This is a genomic window from Streptomyces sp. NPDC126497 (genome assembly GCF_040302425.1).
In the GTDB taxonomy this organism is placed as follows: Bacteria; Actinomycetota; Actinomycetes; order Streptomycetales; family Streptomycetaceae; genus Streptomyces.
In genome coordinates, this window is the sequence record NZ_JBEORT010000084.1 from 1 (window position 1) to 15773 (window position 15773).

Below are 15773 nucleotides of genomic sequence, written 5' to 3' on the forward strand. Positions count from 1 at the left end.
CGGCGCGCACCACCGCCCCCCCCTCCCCGCCCCGCCCCGGCCCCCCCGCCCCGGCCCCCCCCGCGCCCCCCGGGGCCGCCCGCCACGCCCACCCGGACCGCCACGCCCACCCGGACCGCGGTTCCCACCCGGACCGCGGTTCCCACCAACCCGCCGACGACGGGGTCCCCGGCCCCCACCAGGACGTCCGCCGCGCCCACGGCCCCCGGCTCCGTCACCCCGACGCGCGGGGTCCGGGGCGGGCTGGGCGGCTCGTCGGAGTCCGGGCCGAGCGACTGGGACCTGGGCATCGGCGCGACGTTCGTGGCCGGCGCCGTGCTCGTGGGCGGGCAGCTGGTGAGGCGCCGCCGGACCTGACGGACCGTGGGCCGCCGCGGTCAGCGCACGAGCAGGTCGAGCAGCCGCCGCACCTCCGCCTCCGGATCGACGGTGAGCCCGGTGTGCACGGGGCCGGGCTGGACGACGGTGGACCGGGGCGCGATCAGCCAGCGGAAGCGCCGCCCGGCGTCGTCCCGCGCCGCCTGCCCCGCCGCGTCCCCGCCCGCGCAGACGTTCTCGACGGCGCGCAGCGCGGCCCGTACGCCGGGCAGGTCGGCCTCCGGATCGAGGGCCAGCAGCCGTGCCTCGTCGAGGTGGGTGCGGGCCGCGACGAACGCCTTGGGCCGGCAGTACACGAGCACCCCGGCGTTGACGCACTCACCGCGTTCGATGCGCGGTACGACCCTCAGCAGCGCGTACTCGAAGACGTGCCGGTCGTTCACCGGTCCCCCTCGAGGCCGTGGATGTGCCGGTGGACGGTGGCCGCGCGGGCGATCAGCGGTCGCGCGTAGGCCGACCGGAGGTCGTCCGGGGTGTCGAAGCCGGGCTCGCCGGTCAGCCAGGTGTCGGGGATCTCCGCGGTGACCTCGGCGAGCAGTTCCTCGGTGATCCGCGGTGCGAACCGGGCCGCGGCGGACGCGATGTCCGGCGCGCAGGACTTCAGGGCGTGGTCGGAGGCGTCGTAGGGGCGGGCGGCGGAGGCCTCGGCGCCGGGCCAGTTGTGGTGCCAGATCATGGTCGCGCCGTGGTCGATGAGCCACAGCTCGCCGCGCCAGCGGAGCATGTTGGGGTTGCGCCAGGAGCGGTCGACGTTGTTCACCAGCGCGTCGAACCAGACGATCCGTCCGGCCTCCTCGGGACTCACCTCGAAGGCGAGCGGATCGAAACCGAGGGCGCCGGAGAGGAAGTCCATGCCGAGGTTGGTGCCGCCGCTGGACTTCAGCAGCTGCTGCACCTCCTGCTCGGGCTCCCCGAGCCCGAGCACGGGGTCGAGCCCGACGGTGACCAGGCGGGGCACCCTGAGCCCCAGCCGGCGGGCGAGTTCCCCGCAGACGACCTCGGCGACCAGCGTCTTGCGGCCCTGTCCGGCGCCGGTGAACTTCAGGACGTAGGTGTTGAGGTCGTCGGCCTCGACGAGTCCCGGCAGCGAGCCGCCCTCACGCAGCGGCGCGATGAAACGGGTCGCGATGACTTCCTTGAGCATCGCCCCAGGCTACTTGCGTGTCACCGCACGTCGGAGGCGGCCCGGGGGAAGCGGCCCGGGCCCGACAGCGGAACGACAGCTGTGGTTTACGCCCGTCCGACCGCGGGCGGGCCAGGCTCTGGGCATCGCATGAACGGCGTGGGCCCGCCGCCCGTACCTCTCCCCGGATCACGTACCTCCCCAGATCACGCCCCCGGAAGGAACACCGGCATGACCAGCGCACCGCTCCAGCCCTCCCCCGGCCTCCCGGACCCGCTCGAGCCGCACGGCGCCCTCGCGGGACCCGCCCGTCGGACCGTCGTGGCGGCAGTCGGAGCGGCGGGCCTCGCCGTCGCGCTGACCGCGTGCGGAGGCTCCGACGACGCCTCGGGCTCCTCCGTGGACTCCGGCTCCGCCGGCGGCCCGTCGGACGACGACGGCACGAGCGGCGGGAGTCCGGACGGCGGCGGGGACGCCGGCGCCGACCCGCTCGCCTCGACCGCCGACATCCCCGAGGGCGGCGGAAAGGTCTTCGCCGACCGTAAGGTGGTCGTCACCCAGCCGACGGCGGGCGAGTTCAAGGCGTTCTCGGCGACCTGCACCCACCAGGGGTGCGCGGTGAAGAGCGTCGCCGACGGGGTCATCAACTGCCCCTGTCACGACAGCAACTTCTCCATCAGCGACGGCAGCGTGCAGAGCGGCCCGGCGACCAGGCCGCTGCCCGCCGTGGAGATCACGGTGAGCGGGGACTCGATCACCCTCGCCTGAACCGCCGGCGCCGGGCACGACACGAGGGACGGAGGGGCCGTATGACCGCCACGCAGCGCCGGGGCCGGAGGATCATGATGACCCCCGGTGAGCTGGACGACTTCCTCACCGTCCAGCGCACCTGCCGGGTCGCCACGGTGTCCGCCGACGGCGCACCGCACGTCAGCACGCTCTGGTTCGCCTGGGACGGCACCTCGCTGTGGCTGTACTCCGTGGTGCGCAGCAGACGCTGGGCGGATCTGCGGCGGGACCCGCGGGTGGCGATCGTGGTCGACACGGGCGAGGAGTACGACGAGCTGCGCGGCGCCGAACTGTCCGGGCGGGTGGAGTTCGTGGGCGAGGTCCCGCGCACCGGCGAACTGTGCGCGCGGCTCGACGTTCCGGAGACGCTGTTCGCCCGCAAGAACTTCGGCCTGGACGAGATGCCCCACGACGGGCGGCACGCCTGGCTGCGCCTGACCCCGGAGAAGATCGTGTCCTGGGACTTCAGGAAGCTGTCGGCGCCGTCCTAGTCCTTCACGCCCTCCCCGACCCGCTCCCCCGCCGCCCGCAGTGCCTGCACCGCCGCCCGGATCGACGGGCGGCGGTCGGCGTCCGCGCGCCAGACGACGAAGACGTGCCGTCGTACGCGCTGCCGGAGCGGGACGGTCACCACTCCGTCGGGCAGCGGGTCGCGGCCGAGCAGCGGGGCGATGCAGACGCCGAGTCCCGCGGCGACCAGGCCGAGCTGGGTGTGGCTCTCGGCGGCGCGGTGGCCGACGACCGGCTCGATGCCCTTGGAGCGCAGGGTGAACATCAGCCACTCGTGGCAGAACTCGCCCTCGCCCCAGGTGATCCACTCGTCCTCGGCGAACTCGGCGAGGTCCACCTCGTCCCGGCCGGCCAGCCGGTGGCCGGCCGGGAGCGCCGCGTCGGCCGGGTCGTCGAGCAGCGGTGCCTTGACCAGACCGTCGGGCAGCGGCATCGGCTTGTTGTACCAGTCGAGCACCACCGCGAGATCGAGGTCCCCGCGCACCACTCCCCGGACGCCCTGCTCCGGTTCCAGCTCCCGGGAGCGCACGCGCAGTGCGGGATGCCGTGCGCGCAGCTCCGCGAGCGCGGCCGGGAACAGTCCCCGCGCGGCGGTCGGGAACGCCGAGACGCGCAGCTCGCCGGCCACCTGTCCGCGCTGCGCCTCCAGGTCGGACTGGGCGAGCTCGACCTGGGAGAGGATGCGCGCCGCGTGCTCGGCGAGCAGCCGGCCCGCGTCCGTGAGCCGGACGCCCCGCCCGTTCCTGGCCAGCAGCCGCTGGCCGACCTCGCGCTCCAGCTTGGACATCTGCTGCGAGACGGCCGAGGTCGTGATGTGCAGCCCCTCGGCCGCGCCGCTGACCGAGCCGTGCCGGGCGAGGGCGTCGAGGGTGCGCAGGCGCTCCAGGTTCAACATGTAAGCGATGCTACGAGATACCCCGTGCGAAATCTCGATTGTGCTACGAGATGACCGTCCTCCATCGTTGCGTCCATGAGCAGCGTCACCGCCACCACCGCGCCGGCCCCGGCCGGCCCCGCCCCGGAGCGCACCCGTCCCCGCCTGGACTGGCGGCTGCGTTTCGGCGCGCTCTCCCTGATCTGGGGATTCAGCTTCCTCCTCATCAAGGTCGGCACCCAGGGCTACGCCCCCTTCCAGGTCACCCTCGGCCGGCTGGCCTTCGGCACCGCCGTCCTGGCGATCGCGATGGCGGTACGGCGGGAGCGGCTGCCGCGCGGTGCGCGCACCTGGGGCCATCTCGCGGTCGCCGGGTTCCTGCTGAACGCCCTGCCGTTCTCGCTGTTCGCCTTCGCGGAGCTGACCATCCCGTCCACGCTGGCCGGCATCTGCAACGCGACCTCGCCGCTGTGGGGCATGGCGCTGTCGCTGGTGGCGCTCTCCGAGGACCGGCCGACCCGGGTGCGGGTGGCGGGGCTCGGCCTCGGCTTCCTCGGAGTGCTCACCGTGCTGGGCGCCTGGCAGGGCTTCCAGGGCCTGGACGCACGCGGCACGGTGCTGGCCCTGCTGGCCTCGCTGAGCTATCCCGTCGGCTGGATCTACGTCCGCCGCGCCCTGGCGGGCAGCAGCCACTCGAACCTGTCCCTGACCGGCGGCCAGCTGCTGCTGGCCACGGCCCAGCTGGCCGTCGTCACCCCGCTGTTCACCACACTGCCGACCCGCTTCGCCGTCGGCCCGCTGCTGGCGGTCGCCGCGCTGGGCACGCTGGGCACCGGCCTGGCCGTGCTCGTCCAGTACGGCCTGGTCGCCGAGGTCGGCCCGACGACCGGCCAGATGGTCACCTACTTCGTCCCGGTGATCGCCGCCGCGGCCGGCATCGTCCTCCTCGGCGAGACGTTGACCTGGTCGACACCGGTGGGCGCGGTGATCGTCCTGGCGGGCGCGGCACTGACCCAGGTGAGGCCGAAGCGGCGGGCGTAGCCCCGGCAGCGGCGCAACGGGCGGCCCGCGTGGCCGCCCCCCGGCCCCCGCCCGCCCCGCCCGGCGGTCCGCCCCCGCCTCAGGCATACGTCCGCACCGGCCCCCCGGCGGGCCCGACCGCCGCGGCGATCGCCTCGGAGAGCGGCTCGATCTCGTCCTCGGCGAGCGTCGAGACGGTGACGCGGATGCCCGGCGGCGCGTTCATGCGGAAGCGGGCGCCGGGGGCGACCGCCCAGCCGGCGTGCAGCAGCCGGGCGACGGCGCCGGTCTCGTCGGGGACCGGCACCCACACGTTCATGCCGCTGCGCCCGTGCGCCGCGATCCCGCGCCGGGCCAGCGCCCCGGTCAGCGCGTCCCGGCGCCGTCCGTACCGCGCGGCCACGGCCGCCGGGTCCACCGCGCCGTCGCTCCACAGCCGCACCACCGCGCGCTGGACGATCCTGCTGACCCAGCCCGGCCCGAGCCGCTGCCGTCCGCGTACCCGGTCGAGGGTGACCGCGTCCCCGGTGAGCACCGCGAGCCGCAGGTCGGGGCCGTACGCCTTGGCCGCCGAGCGCACGAAGGCCCAGCTGCGGGTCGTCCCCGCGAGGGGGTGCAGCGGCAGGTCGACGATGTGGTGCCCGTGGTCGTCCTCGATGAGCAGCGTCTCCGGGTGGCCGGCGAGCACCGAGCGCAGGGCACGCGCGCGTGCGGCGCTCAGCGCGGCGCCGGTCGGGTTCTGCGCGCGGTCGGTGACGATCAGCGCACGCGCGCCGCCCGCCAGCGCCGTCCGCACGTCGTCGGGGAGCGGGCCCTCGTCGTCGACCCCGACGGGGACGGTCCGCAGCCCCAGCGCCGGGACCAGGTCCAGCAGGCTCCCCCACCCCGGGTCCTCCACCGCGACCGCGTCCCCGGCCCTGAGGTGCGCCGTGAGCACGCGCTCCATCGCGTCCAGCGCGCCCGACGCGACGGCGACGGGCCCGTCGGGAACACCGTCGGCGTCCAGCCCGGCCCGCGCCAGCCGTGCCAGCCCGGGCTCGACCGGCTCCTGCCCGTACAGCACCGGCTCCCGGTCGCCCTGCCCGGCCGCCGCCGCGAACGCCCCGGCCAGGGCGGGCAGCAGCGCGGGGTCCGGGTTGCCCTCGGACAGGTTCCGCACCCCCGGCGGGACCTCCACCCGGATGAGGTCACGCGCGGTGGTGGCCGGCTTGGACCGCACCCGGCTCCCCCGCCGGCCCGCGGTCTCGATGACCCCGCGCTCCCGCAGCGTCCGGTACGCGGCGGCGACGGTGTTCGGGTTCACCCCGAGCCGCTCCGCCAACTCCCGCATGGGGGGAAGCAGTTCGCCCGGCCCCAGCGTCCCTTCACCCACCGCGCGCTCGATGCTCGCGGAAATCTCTGCTGCGCGCCGCCCACTGATCGGATAATCTCCTAGCACAAAGCCTATTATGCACTAGTGCAATGGAGGACACCATGCAGGGGATCCGGCAGCCCGCAGCCACCTACCCGCCCACCGAGCGCACGGTCCCCACCCGCTCCCCCGACCGCGCCGCGTACGACAAGGACCTGGTGCACGCGATACTCGACGAGGGCTACGTCTGCCATCTCGGCTTCGTCCGGGACGGCGCGCCGGTGGTGCTGCCCACCCTGTACGGCCGGGTCGGCGAGCGCCTCTACGTGCACGGTTCGACCGGCTCGCGCCCGCTGCGCGCGGCGGGCCAGGCCGGCCCCGGCCTCCCGGTCTGCCTGACCGTCACCCACGTCGACGCACTGGTGCTGGCCCGCTCGGCCTTCCACCACTCGATCAACTACCGCTCCGTGGTGGTGCACGGCCCGGCGTACGACGTGACCGACCCGGAGGAGAAGCGCCGGGCCCTCGACGCCCTGGTCGACCACGTCGTACCGGGCCGTGCCGCCGACTCCCGTCCGGCCAGCAAGAAGGAGCTGGCCGCCACGGCCGTCATCCGCCTCGATCTGAACGAGGTCTCCGCCAAGCTCCGCACCGGCGGCGTCAACGACGAGCCCGAGGACCTGTCCCTGCCCCACTGGGCCGGCGTCGTCCCCCTGCGCAAGGGCTACGGCGCCCCGCTCGCCGACCCTGGCCTGGCCCCCGGCACCGGACTGCCCGGCTACCTGGCGGCCCTGTGATGCTGATCCACCCCTGGGACGCGCCCCGCGACGACGACGAGTGGCAGCGATGGCTCGGCGCGCACGACTTCGGACAGCTCGCGGTCAACGGCGCGCCGGGCGAACCGCCCCACGTCCAGCCCCTGCACTTCGCCTACGACGCGGAGCGCGGCGAGGCCCTCGCCCATCTGGCCCGGCCCAACCCGCTCTGGTCCGCCGTCGAGGCGCGCCCGGAGGTCCTGCTGAGCGTGGTCGACGACTACACGTACGTCCCCGGCCCCTGGCAGGCCGAACCCGGCACCCCGCCCGAGCACGGCGTCCCGACGAGCCTCTACGCGTCCGTGCAACTGCGCTGTCTCGCCCACGTGGTGGACGATCCGGCGCAGAAGGCCGCGCTCCTCAACCGCCAGCTCGGCCACTTCCAGCCGGAGGGCGGCTCCGCGCGGGCGGCGGCGGACCGGGCGCCGTACGGCAGGCTGCTGTCCGGGATCCGCGGACTCCGGCTCGAGGTGACGGGCGCGCGGGCGAAGTTCAAGTACGCGGGCAAGCGGTCGGAAGCGGTACGGGGACGCATCGCGGCCGGGCTGGCGGACCGGGACGGCGCGCGTGACGCGGCGGCACGCGCGCACGTACTGCGCCGGCGGCCGGCCTGACCCGGAGGGCCCTCCCGCGCGGGAGGGCCCCCGCCGTCACACCGGCACCATGCCCGGCTCCTCCCTGCGGGCCCGTGCCCCCCTCGCCTCACCGACCGCGAGTCCCGCGACCGAGCCGAGCATCAGCAGGGTGCCGGCCAGGGTGGCCGCCGTGAGCCGCTCGCCGAGCAGGGCGACCGCGAGCACCGCCGCGCTCACCGGTTCCAGCAGCATGATCACGGACACGGTGGCCGACCGCACGACGGCCGCGCCGGCGAAGTAGAGACCGTACGCGAGCGCCGTCGGCACGGAGGCGACGTACGCCAGCAGGCACAGCAGCGTGACGGGCGCGCCGGTGTGCGGGACCAGTCCCTCGACCGCGGCGAACGGCAGCAGCACCAGGCTGGTGACGGCGAACGCCCCGACGGTCGTGCCGGAGGAGTCGACGCCGCCGTCGCGTCCCCACCAGCGGGTGAGCAGCGTCATCACCGAGTACCCGGCCGCGGACAGCAGGGCGAGCAGGACGCCCCGCGGGTCCACGGTCGCGCCCCCGCCGCCGAGGACGAGCACGACGAGTCCGGCGAGCGCGCCCACGACGGCGGCCAGCCCGCCGCGCCCCAGGCGCTCCCCCATGGCCAGCCGCGCGCCGAGCGCGATCAGCACGGGACCGGCGCCGAGGGTGACGACGGTGGCCACGGCGAGGCCCGTGGCGGAGACGGCCGCGAAGTAGGCGGTCTGGAAGACCGCGAGCCCGGTGCCGGTGGCTCCGGCCCGCAGCACCCGCCGGCCGAGCGGTCCCGGGGCGGTCCGGGGCCGGCGGGACAGCGCCCGGGCGGCGAGCAGCAGTACCAGGCCGGCGGCGCAGCGCCAGAAGGACAGGGCGACGGGGCCCATGTCGCTGGTCCGGTAGACCAGCGACGCGGCGGCGCCCGCGGTGCCCCAGGCGGCACCGGCGACGATCAGATAGAGGAGGCCTCGCCCGACGGGCAGGCCGGAGACGGCGTTCGACACGTGTTCTCTCCGCAGATGCGCGCACCCCGCGCGTCGGCGCGGGTGCGGAAGTTCGGGAAGGGATCCCGGGCCGGGGCCGGTCGGGGCCGGGCCTGCGGGATCCGCGGACTCCGTCTGCGGGCAGCACCGTTACGCCCGGCGGCACGCCGGGCGGATGTACCGGAGGGCCCGCCTCAGGCGGCCGGAGGCGGAAGGACGAGTGCGCGTGCGTGCATGATCACCACCCTATGCCGTGGTTCCCGGCGTGGACAGCTCCCGTTCCGGCCCACCGCTCGCCACCGGTTCCCCGAAGCCCTTCGCCGGTGCCGAGGTCTGGGCGATGAAGGCTCCCGCGAGGACGACCAGGCCGCCCGCGATCTGCGGTGCCGACAGACGCTCGCCGAGCAGGACCCAGGCGAGGACGGTGGCGACGACCGCCTCGAGACAGGCCACGACACCCGCGACCTGCGGCGAGAGCCGGCGCACCGAGAGCACGCCGGTGACGTAGGCGACGACCGTGGCGACGAGGACGATCCAGGCCAGCAGCACGGGGGCGGCGACCTGGGTGCCGTTCATCTCCGCGCTGCCGGTGAGCACGGACCAGTCCATGGACCAGGGCCGGGCGACGACGGTGAGGACGGCGGCGCCGGCCAGCAGTCCGTGGGCGATCACCCCGAGCGGGTCGGGGGCCTCCTCGTCGTCGCCGCCCTGGTCGGAGAGGACGAAGTAGCCGACCTGGCAACAGGCCGCGCCGAGCGCGAGCAGCAGGCCGAGGACGTCGAATCCGAGGCCCGCCCACACCTCCACGACGCAGGCGAGTCCGCCCACCGCCAGGACCACGCCGACCGCGGCGGCCCGGGTCACCGGCCGCCGCTGCACGAACCGCACCCAGCCGAGCACCAGCGCGGGCGCCAGGTACTCGACCAGCAGGGCGACCCCGACGGGGATGCGGGAGAGGGCGGCGAAGTAGCAGGCCTGGACGCCGGCCACGGCGAACAGGCCGAACCCGGCGAGCAGCGCGGGCCTGCGGCGCAGGAGTCCCCGGTGGCGCACCGCCAGCGGCAGCATGACGAGCGCCGCGCCCGCCACCCGCAGCCACACGACGTGGAGCGGGTCGAGACCCGCCTCGATCAGCGGCTTGGCCGCGACACCGGAACCACCGAAGGCCAGCGCGGACAGCAGCGCGAGGCCGAGCCCGACACCCCTTCCACGATCGCTCCGGGTACGGACAGAGGTAGGCACCGGCACATGATGACAGGACCCGACAGGAGCGTCACCTCCCATGGCACCTGTCTCACCGACTGGACGGCGACTCGGGCCGGGCGAACAGCCCGACGAGGCCGGTCCGGGCACGCCCGAACGCCTCGACGGCGCGCCCGCGGCCGGCGGCGGGAGGCCGGCGGCGGGAGGCCGGCGGTCCGGGCGTCCCCGGTGGGAAGCGTCCCGGCGCCCCACGGGAAGCGGGCGCCCCGGCCCGGGATCCCCTCCCCACGAAGGGGATCAGGGCGTCTCACGCCGAGCGGGTACCGGCCGTCCGCGTCGGGCCGCGGGAGGTGTGCCCCGAAGGCCTGCGGCTTCGCCCGGCCCTTACCGTCGGGGCATGCGGATTCGAATCGTCGACGCCTTCACCGACCGGCCCTTCGCCGGCAACCCCGCCGGAGTACTGCTGCTGGACGCCTTCCCGGACGATCCCTGGCTGCAGAACGTCGCCCTGGAGGTCAATCACGCCGAGACGGCCTTCGCGCACCCGCTCCCCGCGGGCGGCGAGGCCGACTGGGCACTGCGCTGGTTCACGCCCGCCACCGAGGTCGCGATGTGCGGCCACGCGACGCTGGCCGCCGCGCACGTCCTGCACACCACCGGCGCACACCGGGGCCCGGTGCGGTTCGCCACCCGCAGCGGCGTCCTGGTCGCCACGCCCGGCGAGGACGGCACCATCACCCTGGACTTCCCCACCGCCCCGCTGACCGTGGCCGACGTTCCCGAGGGCCTCGCCGAGGCGCTGGGCGCCCGGCCGCTCACGGCGTTCGACACCGGGCCGGACGTCGGGGACCTGCTCGTCGAGGTCGCCGACGAGCGGACCGTCCACGCCCTGCGACCCGACCTCAAGGCCCTGGCCGCCCACTCCGAGCGCGGCGTCATCGCCACCGCCCGCGCCGAGAACCCCGCCCTGGGCTACGACTTCGTCTCCCGCTGCTTCTTCCCCAACGTCGGCATCGACGAGGACCCGGTCACCGGCAGCGCGCACACCGCCCTGGCCCCGTACTGGTCGGAGCGTCTCGGCCGCCCCGGCCTCACCGGCCTGCAGGCCTCACCGCGCTCCGGCCGCGTCCGCACCGAGGTGCGCGGCGGGCGCACCCTGCTGAACGGGCGGGCCGTGACGGTCATCGAGGGCGACCTGCTGGTCTGAACCCGGTACGGCGAAAGGGGCGTGCGGTACGGCCGTACGTCCCTTCGCCGCGGTCTCACGCCGTCGGCAGCCAGTCCACCCTGCCGGCCAGCAGGGCGTATCCCACGAACGCCCCGACGTCGAGCAGCGTGTGCGCGACCACCAGCGGCCCGACCCGGCCCCAGCGCCGGTAGAGGTACACGAAGACCACCCCCATCACCATGTTCCCGATGAAGCCGCCGATGCCCTGGTACAGGTGGTACGAGCCGCGCAGCACCGAACTGCCCAGCAGCGCCGCGCCCGGGGACCAGCCCAGCTGATCGAGCCGGCGCAGCAGATAGCCGACCACGACGACCTCTTCGAGGACCGAGTTCTGCAGCGCCGAGAGGATCAGGACGGGATGCTTCCACCACACCTCGGGCAGCGCCTCGGGCACCACGGTCAGGTTGAAGCCGAGGCCGCGTGCGGCCAGGTAGAAGGCGATGCCGCTGCTGCCGATGACCGCCGCGACCGCCGCTCCGCGGCCGAGGTCGGACCAGGGACGGGTGCCGTCGAAGCCCAGGGTGCGCAGCCCCGCGCCCTCGCGCAGCAGGAGGTGCGCGACCAGCGCGACGGGGACGAGCGCCGTGGCGATCCCGAAGAGCTGCCAGGCGAGGTCCAGCCAGGGGCGGCCCGGCGCGGCCGAGGCGTTGAGGGTGGCCGCCTGGTCCTTCAGGCCGCCCGGTTCGGTGACCGAACCGACGAAACTGATCAGGGCCGACACCCCGCTCGCGCCGAGCGACAGCGCGAGCACGAGCAGTGTCTCGTCACGGAGCGTCGTCCGCGAGGGCCTTCGCTCACGATACGCATCGGCCCCCGGGCCCGCCTCCGCCTGCACACCTGCCTCCACATCACCGATCGGTCCGATCAGTATGAAGGGCGGCGGCCGTGCGCCCGGCCGCGGGTCAGCCCGTGGGAACCGGTTCCGGCAGTCCCACCGGCCAGGTGTGCACGGGCTCCCCCTGCGCCGTCAGCTCCCGGTAGCGACGGGTGGTGGCGGCCAGCGCGGCCTCGCGGCCGAGCCCCAGCTCCAGGGCCCGGTGGAAGGTCGCGGCCTGCCAGGTCGCACCGTTCATCCGGCGCCGGCACCGCTCCTCGATCACGCCGAGGTACCGGTCGCGGTCGGCGGGCTCGATCCCCCAGGCGTCCAGCCCGGCCGCGGCGAGCGGCAGCAGTTCGTCGCGCACCAGGGTGACCGCGTCCACCTCGCCCAGACCGCCGAGGCGTCCGCGCCGGGGCCAGGTGAGGCGGGCGTCGATGCCGTGCCTGCAGGCGGCGTCGAAGTTGGCGGCCGCCGTCTCGAAGGGCAGCCGGGTCCACACCGGCCGGCTGTCCTCGGCGAGGGCGCGGACCATCCCGTAGTAGAAGGCCGCGTTGGCGATGACGTCGGTGACGGTGGGGCCGGCGGGCAGCACGCGGTTCTCCACGCGCAGGTGGGGGACGCCGTCGGCGATGTCGTAGACGGGGCGGTTCCAGCGGTAGACGGTGCCGTTGTGCAGGACGAGCTCGGCGAGGCTGGGTACGCCGCCCCGGTCCAGCACCTCGAGCGGGTCCTCGTCGTCGCAGAGGGGCAGCAGGGCCGGGTAGTAGCGCAGGTTCTCCTCGAAGAGGTCGAAGGCCGACGTCACCCACCGCTCCCCGAACCAGGTGCGCGGCCGTACCCCCTGGGCCTGGAGTTCGGGCGGGCGGGTGTCGGTGGACTGCTGGAACAGCGGGGGCCGGGACTCGCGCCACAGTTCGCGGCCGAACAGGAACGGCGAGTTGGCGCCGACGGCGATCTGGGCGGCGGCGACGGCCTGGGCCGCGTTCCACACTCCGGCGAAGCGCTCCGGGGTGACCTGCAGGTGCAACTGCACCGAGGTGCAGGCGGCCTCGGGGGCGATGGACTTGGACGTGCAGCTGAGGCGCTCCACGCCGTCGATGTCGAGGGTGAAGTCCTCGCCGCGCGCGGCCACGATCTGCTCGTTGAGCAATGCGTAGCGGTCGACGTCGGAAAGGTTCGAGGAGACCAGGTCGTCCCGGTCCAGCGTCGGCAGGATGCCGATCATCACGATGCCCGCGTCCACCTCACCGGCTTTACGGTCGGCATATGCGAGCGAGGCGCGCAGTTCCTCGTCGAGCCGGTCGAATACCCGCCCGCCCAATCGGTGGGGCGCGATGTTCACTTCCAGATTGAACATGGCGAGCTCTGTTTGGAAGTCCCGGCTGGCGATCCGTTCGAGGACTTGCGCATTCAACATTCTCGGCATGCCGTCGCTGCCCGCGAGATTCAACTCGATCTCCAGCCCCATGAGATTCTTGGGGCGGTCGAACCGCTTCTCCGCCAGGAGCCGCTCCAAGCCCGTCAGACAGCTGCGGAGCTTCTCGCGGTAGCGCTGGCGATCGGACAGGTCGAACCGACCTGCCGCGACCTTCTCCCCCATCGGAGCGTCCTTCCTTGCACGGGCGGACCGAAGATCGTCCGCCGGGGTCCCGGTCCACAGGCAAGGATGCCCCGTGGATGCGATCGATAACGCCCCGGACGGCGTCGGCGACCGCTAGTCTGACCGATGTGACCAGTGGCACATTCACGGGGCATGGCACAGAAGGAGTCTTGCGTGCCGGTTGCGAACTCGTGAAAACGCCGACGTGAATTGGCCGACCACTTCACGGCCATTTTTCGAGGTCATCGACGCATGCCCGGTCTGGAATCGGGATGATTTTCGCGTTTCACCGGCCAGAAGTACCCTTGTTCCGCCGGTCGAAAACAGCTAGAGGAAACTCAGTCCGAACACGCGTCGTATAAACTTCGCGCACAAGGCAGAAGGTTGGCGCCCACGGTTCGAGTGATCCAGCCGAGAGGCGGCGTGCGGCAGTCCTCGCCCCCGTCTCCCGGCCTCGGCCCCCCCGGCCCCTGCCTCCCTGACCTTCGCGAGCTGACAGTGCCGTCCGCCCCGCCACGCCCCGCCCTCACGCCCCTGTGCCTTCGAATGAGAGGCGACCCACCATGCCGCTGCATGTTCCCCCGGCTCCCGCGCCCGCCCTGCGCTCCGTCCTGACCGCGCTCTCCTCGCCGACCGCGGTCAGAGAGGCCCGAACTCCCTCCCTGGTCATCGCCCAGGGCCCCGCCTCGCCCGAGCTGCCCCTGCCCGTGCACGTCCTGGAGCGGACCACCGCCGACGGCGGGACGACGACCCGGCTGGCCGGGTGGCGTTTCCTGATCCGCATCGGCGACCGCACGCCGGCCGCCGCGGACACCGTGCTCACCGCCGACGGCTGGACGTTCTCCCGCTTCTTCGAAGGTCCCTACATCGCCTCCACCGAGCTCGCGCTGCGCCAGGCCGAGGCCATGACACAGCCGTACCAGCCGCGGCTCCTCTCGGTGCCGAGTCTCTACATGCTGACGCTCTGGCTGCACGGCGACACCACCGCGGACGGGGGCGCCGGCCACCCGGCCGCCACCGACCTGCTCGTTCCGCTCGCCCCGGCGCCGCCCGGCATCGCGGCCCACCGCCCGCACCGGTTCGCCGACCTGCTCCCGGTCCTGACGCACCGGGTGGCCCCGACCCGCCTGCTCGGCTCACCCGCCTGAGAAGCCACCGCGTACCCCGCCGCCCGGCGCTCCCGACGCGGCGGGGTACACGCCGTCCCGGGAGGACTAGCCCGCTTCGGCCATGGCGAACCACCCGAAGGGACAGTGCGGTCGAGGTGAACCGTCCGCGCGGGCGGCGCGTCCTCAACCGGTGAGGAGCGGTGCCGCGAAATGCCTGCGGATCGTCGTCCGTGGGACAACACTGGTTTCCGACCGACTTATCACAACGGGGGGCGGCCATGAACGAAGCTTCACGCCGCGGAACTGAAACGACAGCCGACTCACAGGTCACCACGGAGCGAGAGATCCCACCCATGTGCCAGCACCAGCCACCGTGTCCCTCAGCCGACTCCGCCGACCGGGAATCCGCCCGTCTCGTGGCGCACCACCCGGAACAGGGCTGGAGCCTGCTGTGCAACGGTGTCGTGTTCTTCGAGGACACCGGTGAACTCCTGCCCGACGGCAGGGTCATCGCCCCTCAGCGCCCCCGGGGCGCCAGCCTGACCACCGCCTGAGCACGGCCGGGCGGCACGGTCCGCCCGGGGCGACGAGGGGCCGGACGCGGAACCTCCTGCGCCCGGCCCCCGACGCGCGTCCGGAGACGGTCACCCACCGTGATCCGGCACATGAACGAGGTGACCGGCCCGCCCCACGGCAGCGGCTCGCCCCGCAGCGCCTTCCCACGGACGCCCGTGCTCCGGAAGACCCCTGGAGGTTTCGCGGGCCTCCGTTGCGGAGGTGGGGCACGTGGCGGCACACGGGGCCGACGGCGGGGGCAGGGTCACCATCACGGAGATCGCCCGGCGGGCCGGGGTCGCCGTGCTGGTCGTCCGGGCGAGCACGGCGGCTCCCGCCGAACGGCGCCGGCGCACCGCGGGCGTGGCGGAACTCCGGCACCGCCTATCGTGACCGGCATGCAGTCCTACACCATCGGCCAGGCAGCGAGGCTGCTCGGAGTGAGCCCGGACACCGCCCGCCGCTGGGCGGACGCGGGGCGCATCACCACCCACCGCGACGCCGGCGGACGGCGGCTCGTCGACGGACGGGACCTGGCGGCGTTCTCCGTCGAACTCGCCCGGGCCGGCGCCGTCGAGGAGGGCACCCCGTACACCTCCGCCCGCAACGCCTTCCCCGGCATCGTCACCGCGATCAAGCTGGGTGATGTCGCCGCCCAGGTCGAGATCCAGGCAGGTCCGCACCGCCTCGTCTCGCTGCTCACCCGGGAGGCCGTCGAGGAACTGGGGCTGGAGGTCGGTGTGGAGGCCACGGCCCGCGTGAAGTCGACGAACGTCCACATCGACCGCGCCTGACGGGAGCGACGCCCTCTCGGG

18 protein-coding genes are annotated in these 15773 nt (G+C 74.3%); 10 read left to right on the forward strand and 8 right to left on the reverse strand.

Annotation, left to right across the window (positions count from 1 at the left end; genetic code table 11):
* Nucleotides 1-377: 377 nt before the first annotated feature.
* Both ABTY20_RS27150 and ABTY20_RS27155 read right to left on the reverse strand, forming a co-directional pair.
* Nucleotides 378-761: a DUF3037 domain-containing protein gene (locus ABTY20_RS27150; RefSeq protein WP_351999676.1), complete on the reverse strand. Its 384-nt coding sequence runs from the start codon at nucleotides 759-761 to the stop codon at nucleotides 378-380.
* Nucleotides 758-1522, reverse strand: coding sequence for a HipA family kinase (locus ABTY20_RS27155; RefSeq protein WP_351999677.1), 765 nt, complete (start codon nucleotides 1520-1522; stop codon nucleotides 758-760). Before ABTY20_RS27155 ends, ABTY20_RS27150 begins: the two co-directional genes overlap by 4 nt.
* A 210-nt stretch (nucleotides 1523-1732) precedes the next feature.
* Here ABTY20_RS27155 and ABTY20_RS27160 point away from each other — a divergent pair, with 210 nt between their 5' ends.
* Both ABTY20_RS27160 and ABTY20_RS27165 read left to right on the forward strand, forming a co-directional pair.
* Entirely contained in the window at nucleotides 1733-2269 is a 537-nt protein-coding gene (locus tag ABTY20_RS27160; RefSeq protein ID WP_351999678.1) for a Rieske (2Fe-2S) protein, read from the forward strand.
* A gap of 41 nt (nucleotides 2270-2310) precedes the next feature.
* Entirely contained in the window at nucleotides 2311-2781 is a 471-nt protein-coding gene (locus ABTY20_RS27165) for a pyridoxamine 5'-phosphate oxidase family protein (RefSeq protein ID WP_351999679.1), read from the forward strand.
* Here the strand turns inward: ABTY20_RS27165 and ABTY20_RS27170 are convergent.
* On the reverse strand, nucleotides 2778-3695 hold the full coding sequence (locus tag ABTY20_RS27170; RefSeq protein WP_351999680.1) for a LysR family transcriptional regulator: 918 nt from the start codon (nucleotides 3693-3695) through the stop codon (nucleotides 2778-2780). The genes ABTY20_RS27165 and ABTY20_RS27170 overlap by 4 nt on opposite strands.
* A 75-nt stretch (nucleotides 3696-3770) precedes the next feature.
* Between ABTY20_RS27170 and ABTY20_RS27175 the strand changes: the two genes are divergently transcribed.
* Nucleotides 3771-4715, forward strand: coding sequence for a DMT family transporter (locus tag ABTY20_RS27175; RefSeq protein WP_351999681.1), 945 nt, complete (start codon nucleotides 3771-3773; stop codon nucleotides 4713-4715).
* A gap of 79 nt (nucleotides 4716-4794) precedes the next feature.
* Here the strand turns inward: ABTY20_RS27175 and ABTY20_RS27180 are convergent, their stop codons facing one another.
* Nucleotides 4795-6132 (reverse strand): aminotransferase class I/II-fold pyridoxal phosphate-dependent enzyme, encoded by a 1338-nt coding sequence (locus tag ABTY20_RS27180; RefSeq protein ID WP_351999682.1) that lies wholly within the window; start codon nucleotides 6130-6132, stop codon nucleotides 4795-4797.
* A gap of 23 nt (nucleotides 6133-6155) precedes the next feature.
* On the opposite strand from ABTY20_RS27180, the gene ABTY20_RS27185 reads away from it, so the two are divergent.
* Together ABTY20_RS27185 and ABTY20_RS27190 are read left to right on the forward strand one after the other, a co-directional pair.
* A complete protein-coding gene (locus tag ABTY20_RS27185) occupies nucleotides 6156-6842 on the forward strand; it encodes a pyridoxamine 5'-phosphate oxidase family protein (protein WP_351999683.1) in 687 nt (228 codons plus the stop codon).
* Nucleotides 6842-7474 carry an FMN-binding negative transcriptional regulator gene (locus ABTY20_RS27190; RefSeq protein WP_351999684.1) on the forward strand — a complete coding sequence of 211 codons (633 nt, stop codon included), beginning with the start codon at nucleotides 6842-6844 and terminating at the stop codon, nucleotides 7472-7474. The genes ABTY20_RS27185 and ABTY20_RS27190 overlap by 1 nt, the downstream gene beginning before the upstream one ends.
* Before the next feature lie 36 nt (nucleotides 7475-7510).
* On the opposite strand, the gene ABTY20_RS27195 is transcribed toward ABTY20_RS27190, so the two are convergent.
* A complete protein-coding gene (locus ABTY20_RS27195) occupies nucleotides 7511-8464 on the reverse strand; it encodes a DMT family transporter (RefSeq protein ID WP_351999685.1) in 954 nt (317 codons plus the stop codon).
* A 225-nt stretch (nucleotides 8465-8689) separates the two neighbouring features.
* Nucleotides 8690-9691 carry an EamA family transporter gene (locus ABTY20_RS27200; RefSeq protein ID WP_351999686.1) on the reverse strand — a complete coding sequence of 334 codons (1002 nt, stop codon included), beginning with the start codon at nucleotides 9689-9691 and terminating at the stop codon, nucleotides 8690-8692.
* Between the two features lie 352 nt (nucleotides 9692-10043).
* On the opposite strand from ABTY20_RS27200, the gene ABTY20_RS27205 reads away from it, so the two are divergent.
* Entirely contained in the window at nucleotides 10044-10853 is an 810-nt protein-coding gene (locus ABTY20_RS27205) for a PhzF family phenazine biosynthesis protein (protein ID WP_351999687.1), read from the forward strand.
* A 55-nt stretch (nucleotides 10854-10908) separates the two neighbouring features.
* Here ABTY20_RS27205 and ABTY20_RS27210 read toward each other — a convergent pair whose 3' ends face one another.
* Nucleotides 10909-11709, reverse strand: a complete 801-nt coding sequence (locus ABTY20_RS27210) for a CPBP family intramembrane glutamic endopeptidase (RefSeq protein ID WP_351999688.1) — start codon at nucleotides 11707-11709, stop codon at nucleotides 10909-10911.
* Between the two features lie 67 nt (nucleotides 11710-11776).
* Complete coding sequence (locus ABTY20_RS27215) at nucleotides 11777-13294, reverse strand: glutamate-cysteine ligase family protein (RefSeq protein WP_351999689.1); 1518 nt, start codon at nucleotides 13292-13294, stop codon at nucleotides 11777-11779.
* Nucleotides 13295-13857: 563 nt separating this feature from the next.
* Here ABTY20_RS27215 and ABTY20_RS27220 point away from each other — a divergent pair.
* The 4 genes from ABTY20_RS27220 (at nucleotide 13858) to ABTY20_RS27235 (ending at nucleotide 15752) form a co-directional block, all read left to right on the forward strand.
* A complete protein-coding gene (locus ABTY20_RS27220; protein WP_351999690.1) occupies nucleotides 13858-14442 on the forward strand; it encodes a hypothetical protein in 585 nt (194 codons plus the stop codon).
* Between the two features lie 314 nt (nucleotides 14443-14756).
* On the forward strand, nucleotides 14757-14957 hold the full coding sequence (locus ABTY20_RS27225) for a DUF5999 family protein (RefSeq protein WP_351999691.1): 201 nt from the start codon (nucleotides 14757-14759) through the stop codon (nucleotides 14955-14957).
* A gap of 232 nt (nucleotides 14958-15189) precedes the next feature.
* Complete coding sequence (locus tag ABTY20_RS27230; RefSeq protein ID WP_351999692.1) at nucleotides 15190-15351, forward strand: hypothetical protein; 162 nt, start codon at nucleotides 15190-15192, stop codon at nucleotides 15349-15351.
* Between the two features lie 5 nt (nucleotides 15352-15356).
* Entirely contained in the window at nucleotides 15357-15752 is a 396-nt protein-coding gene (locus ABTY20_RS27235) for a TOBE domain-containing protein (protein WP_351999693.1), read from the forward strand.
* The last annotated feature ends 21 nt before the right edge of the window (nucleotides 15753-15773 follow it).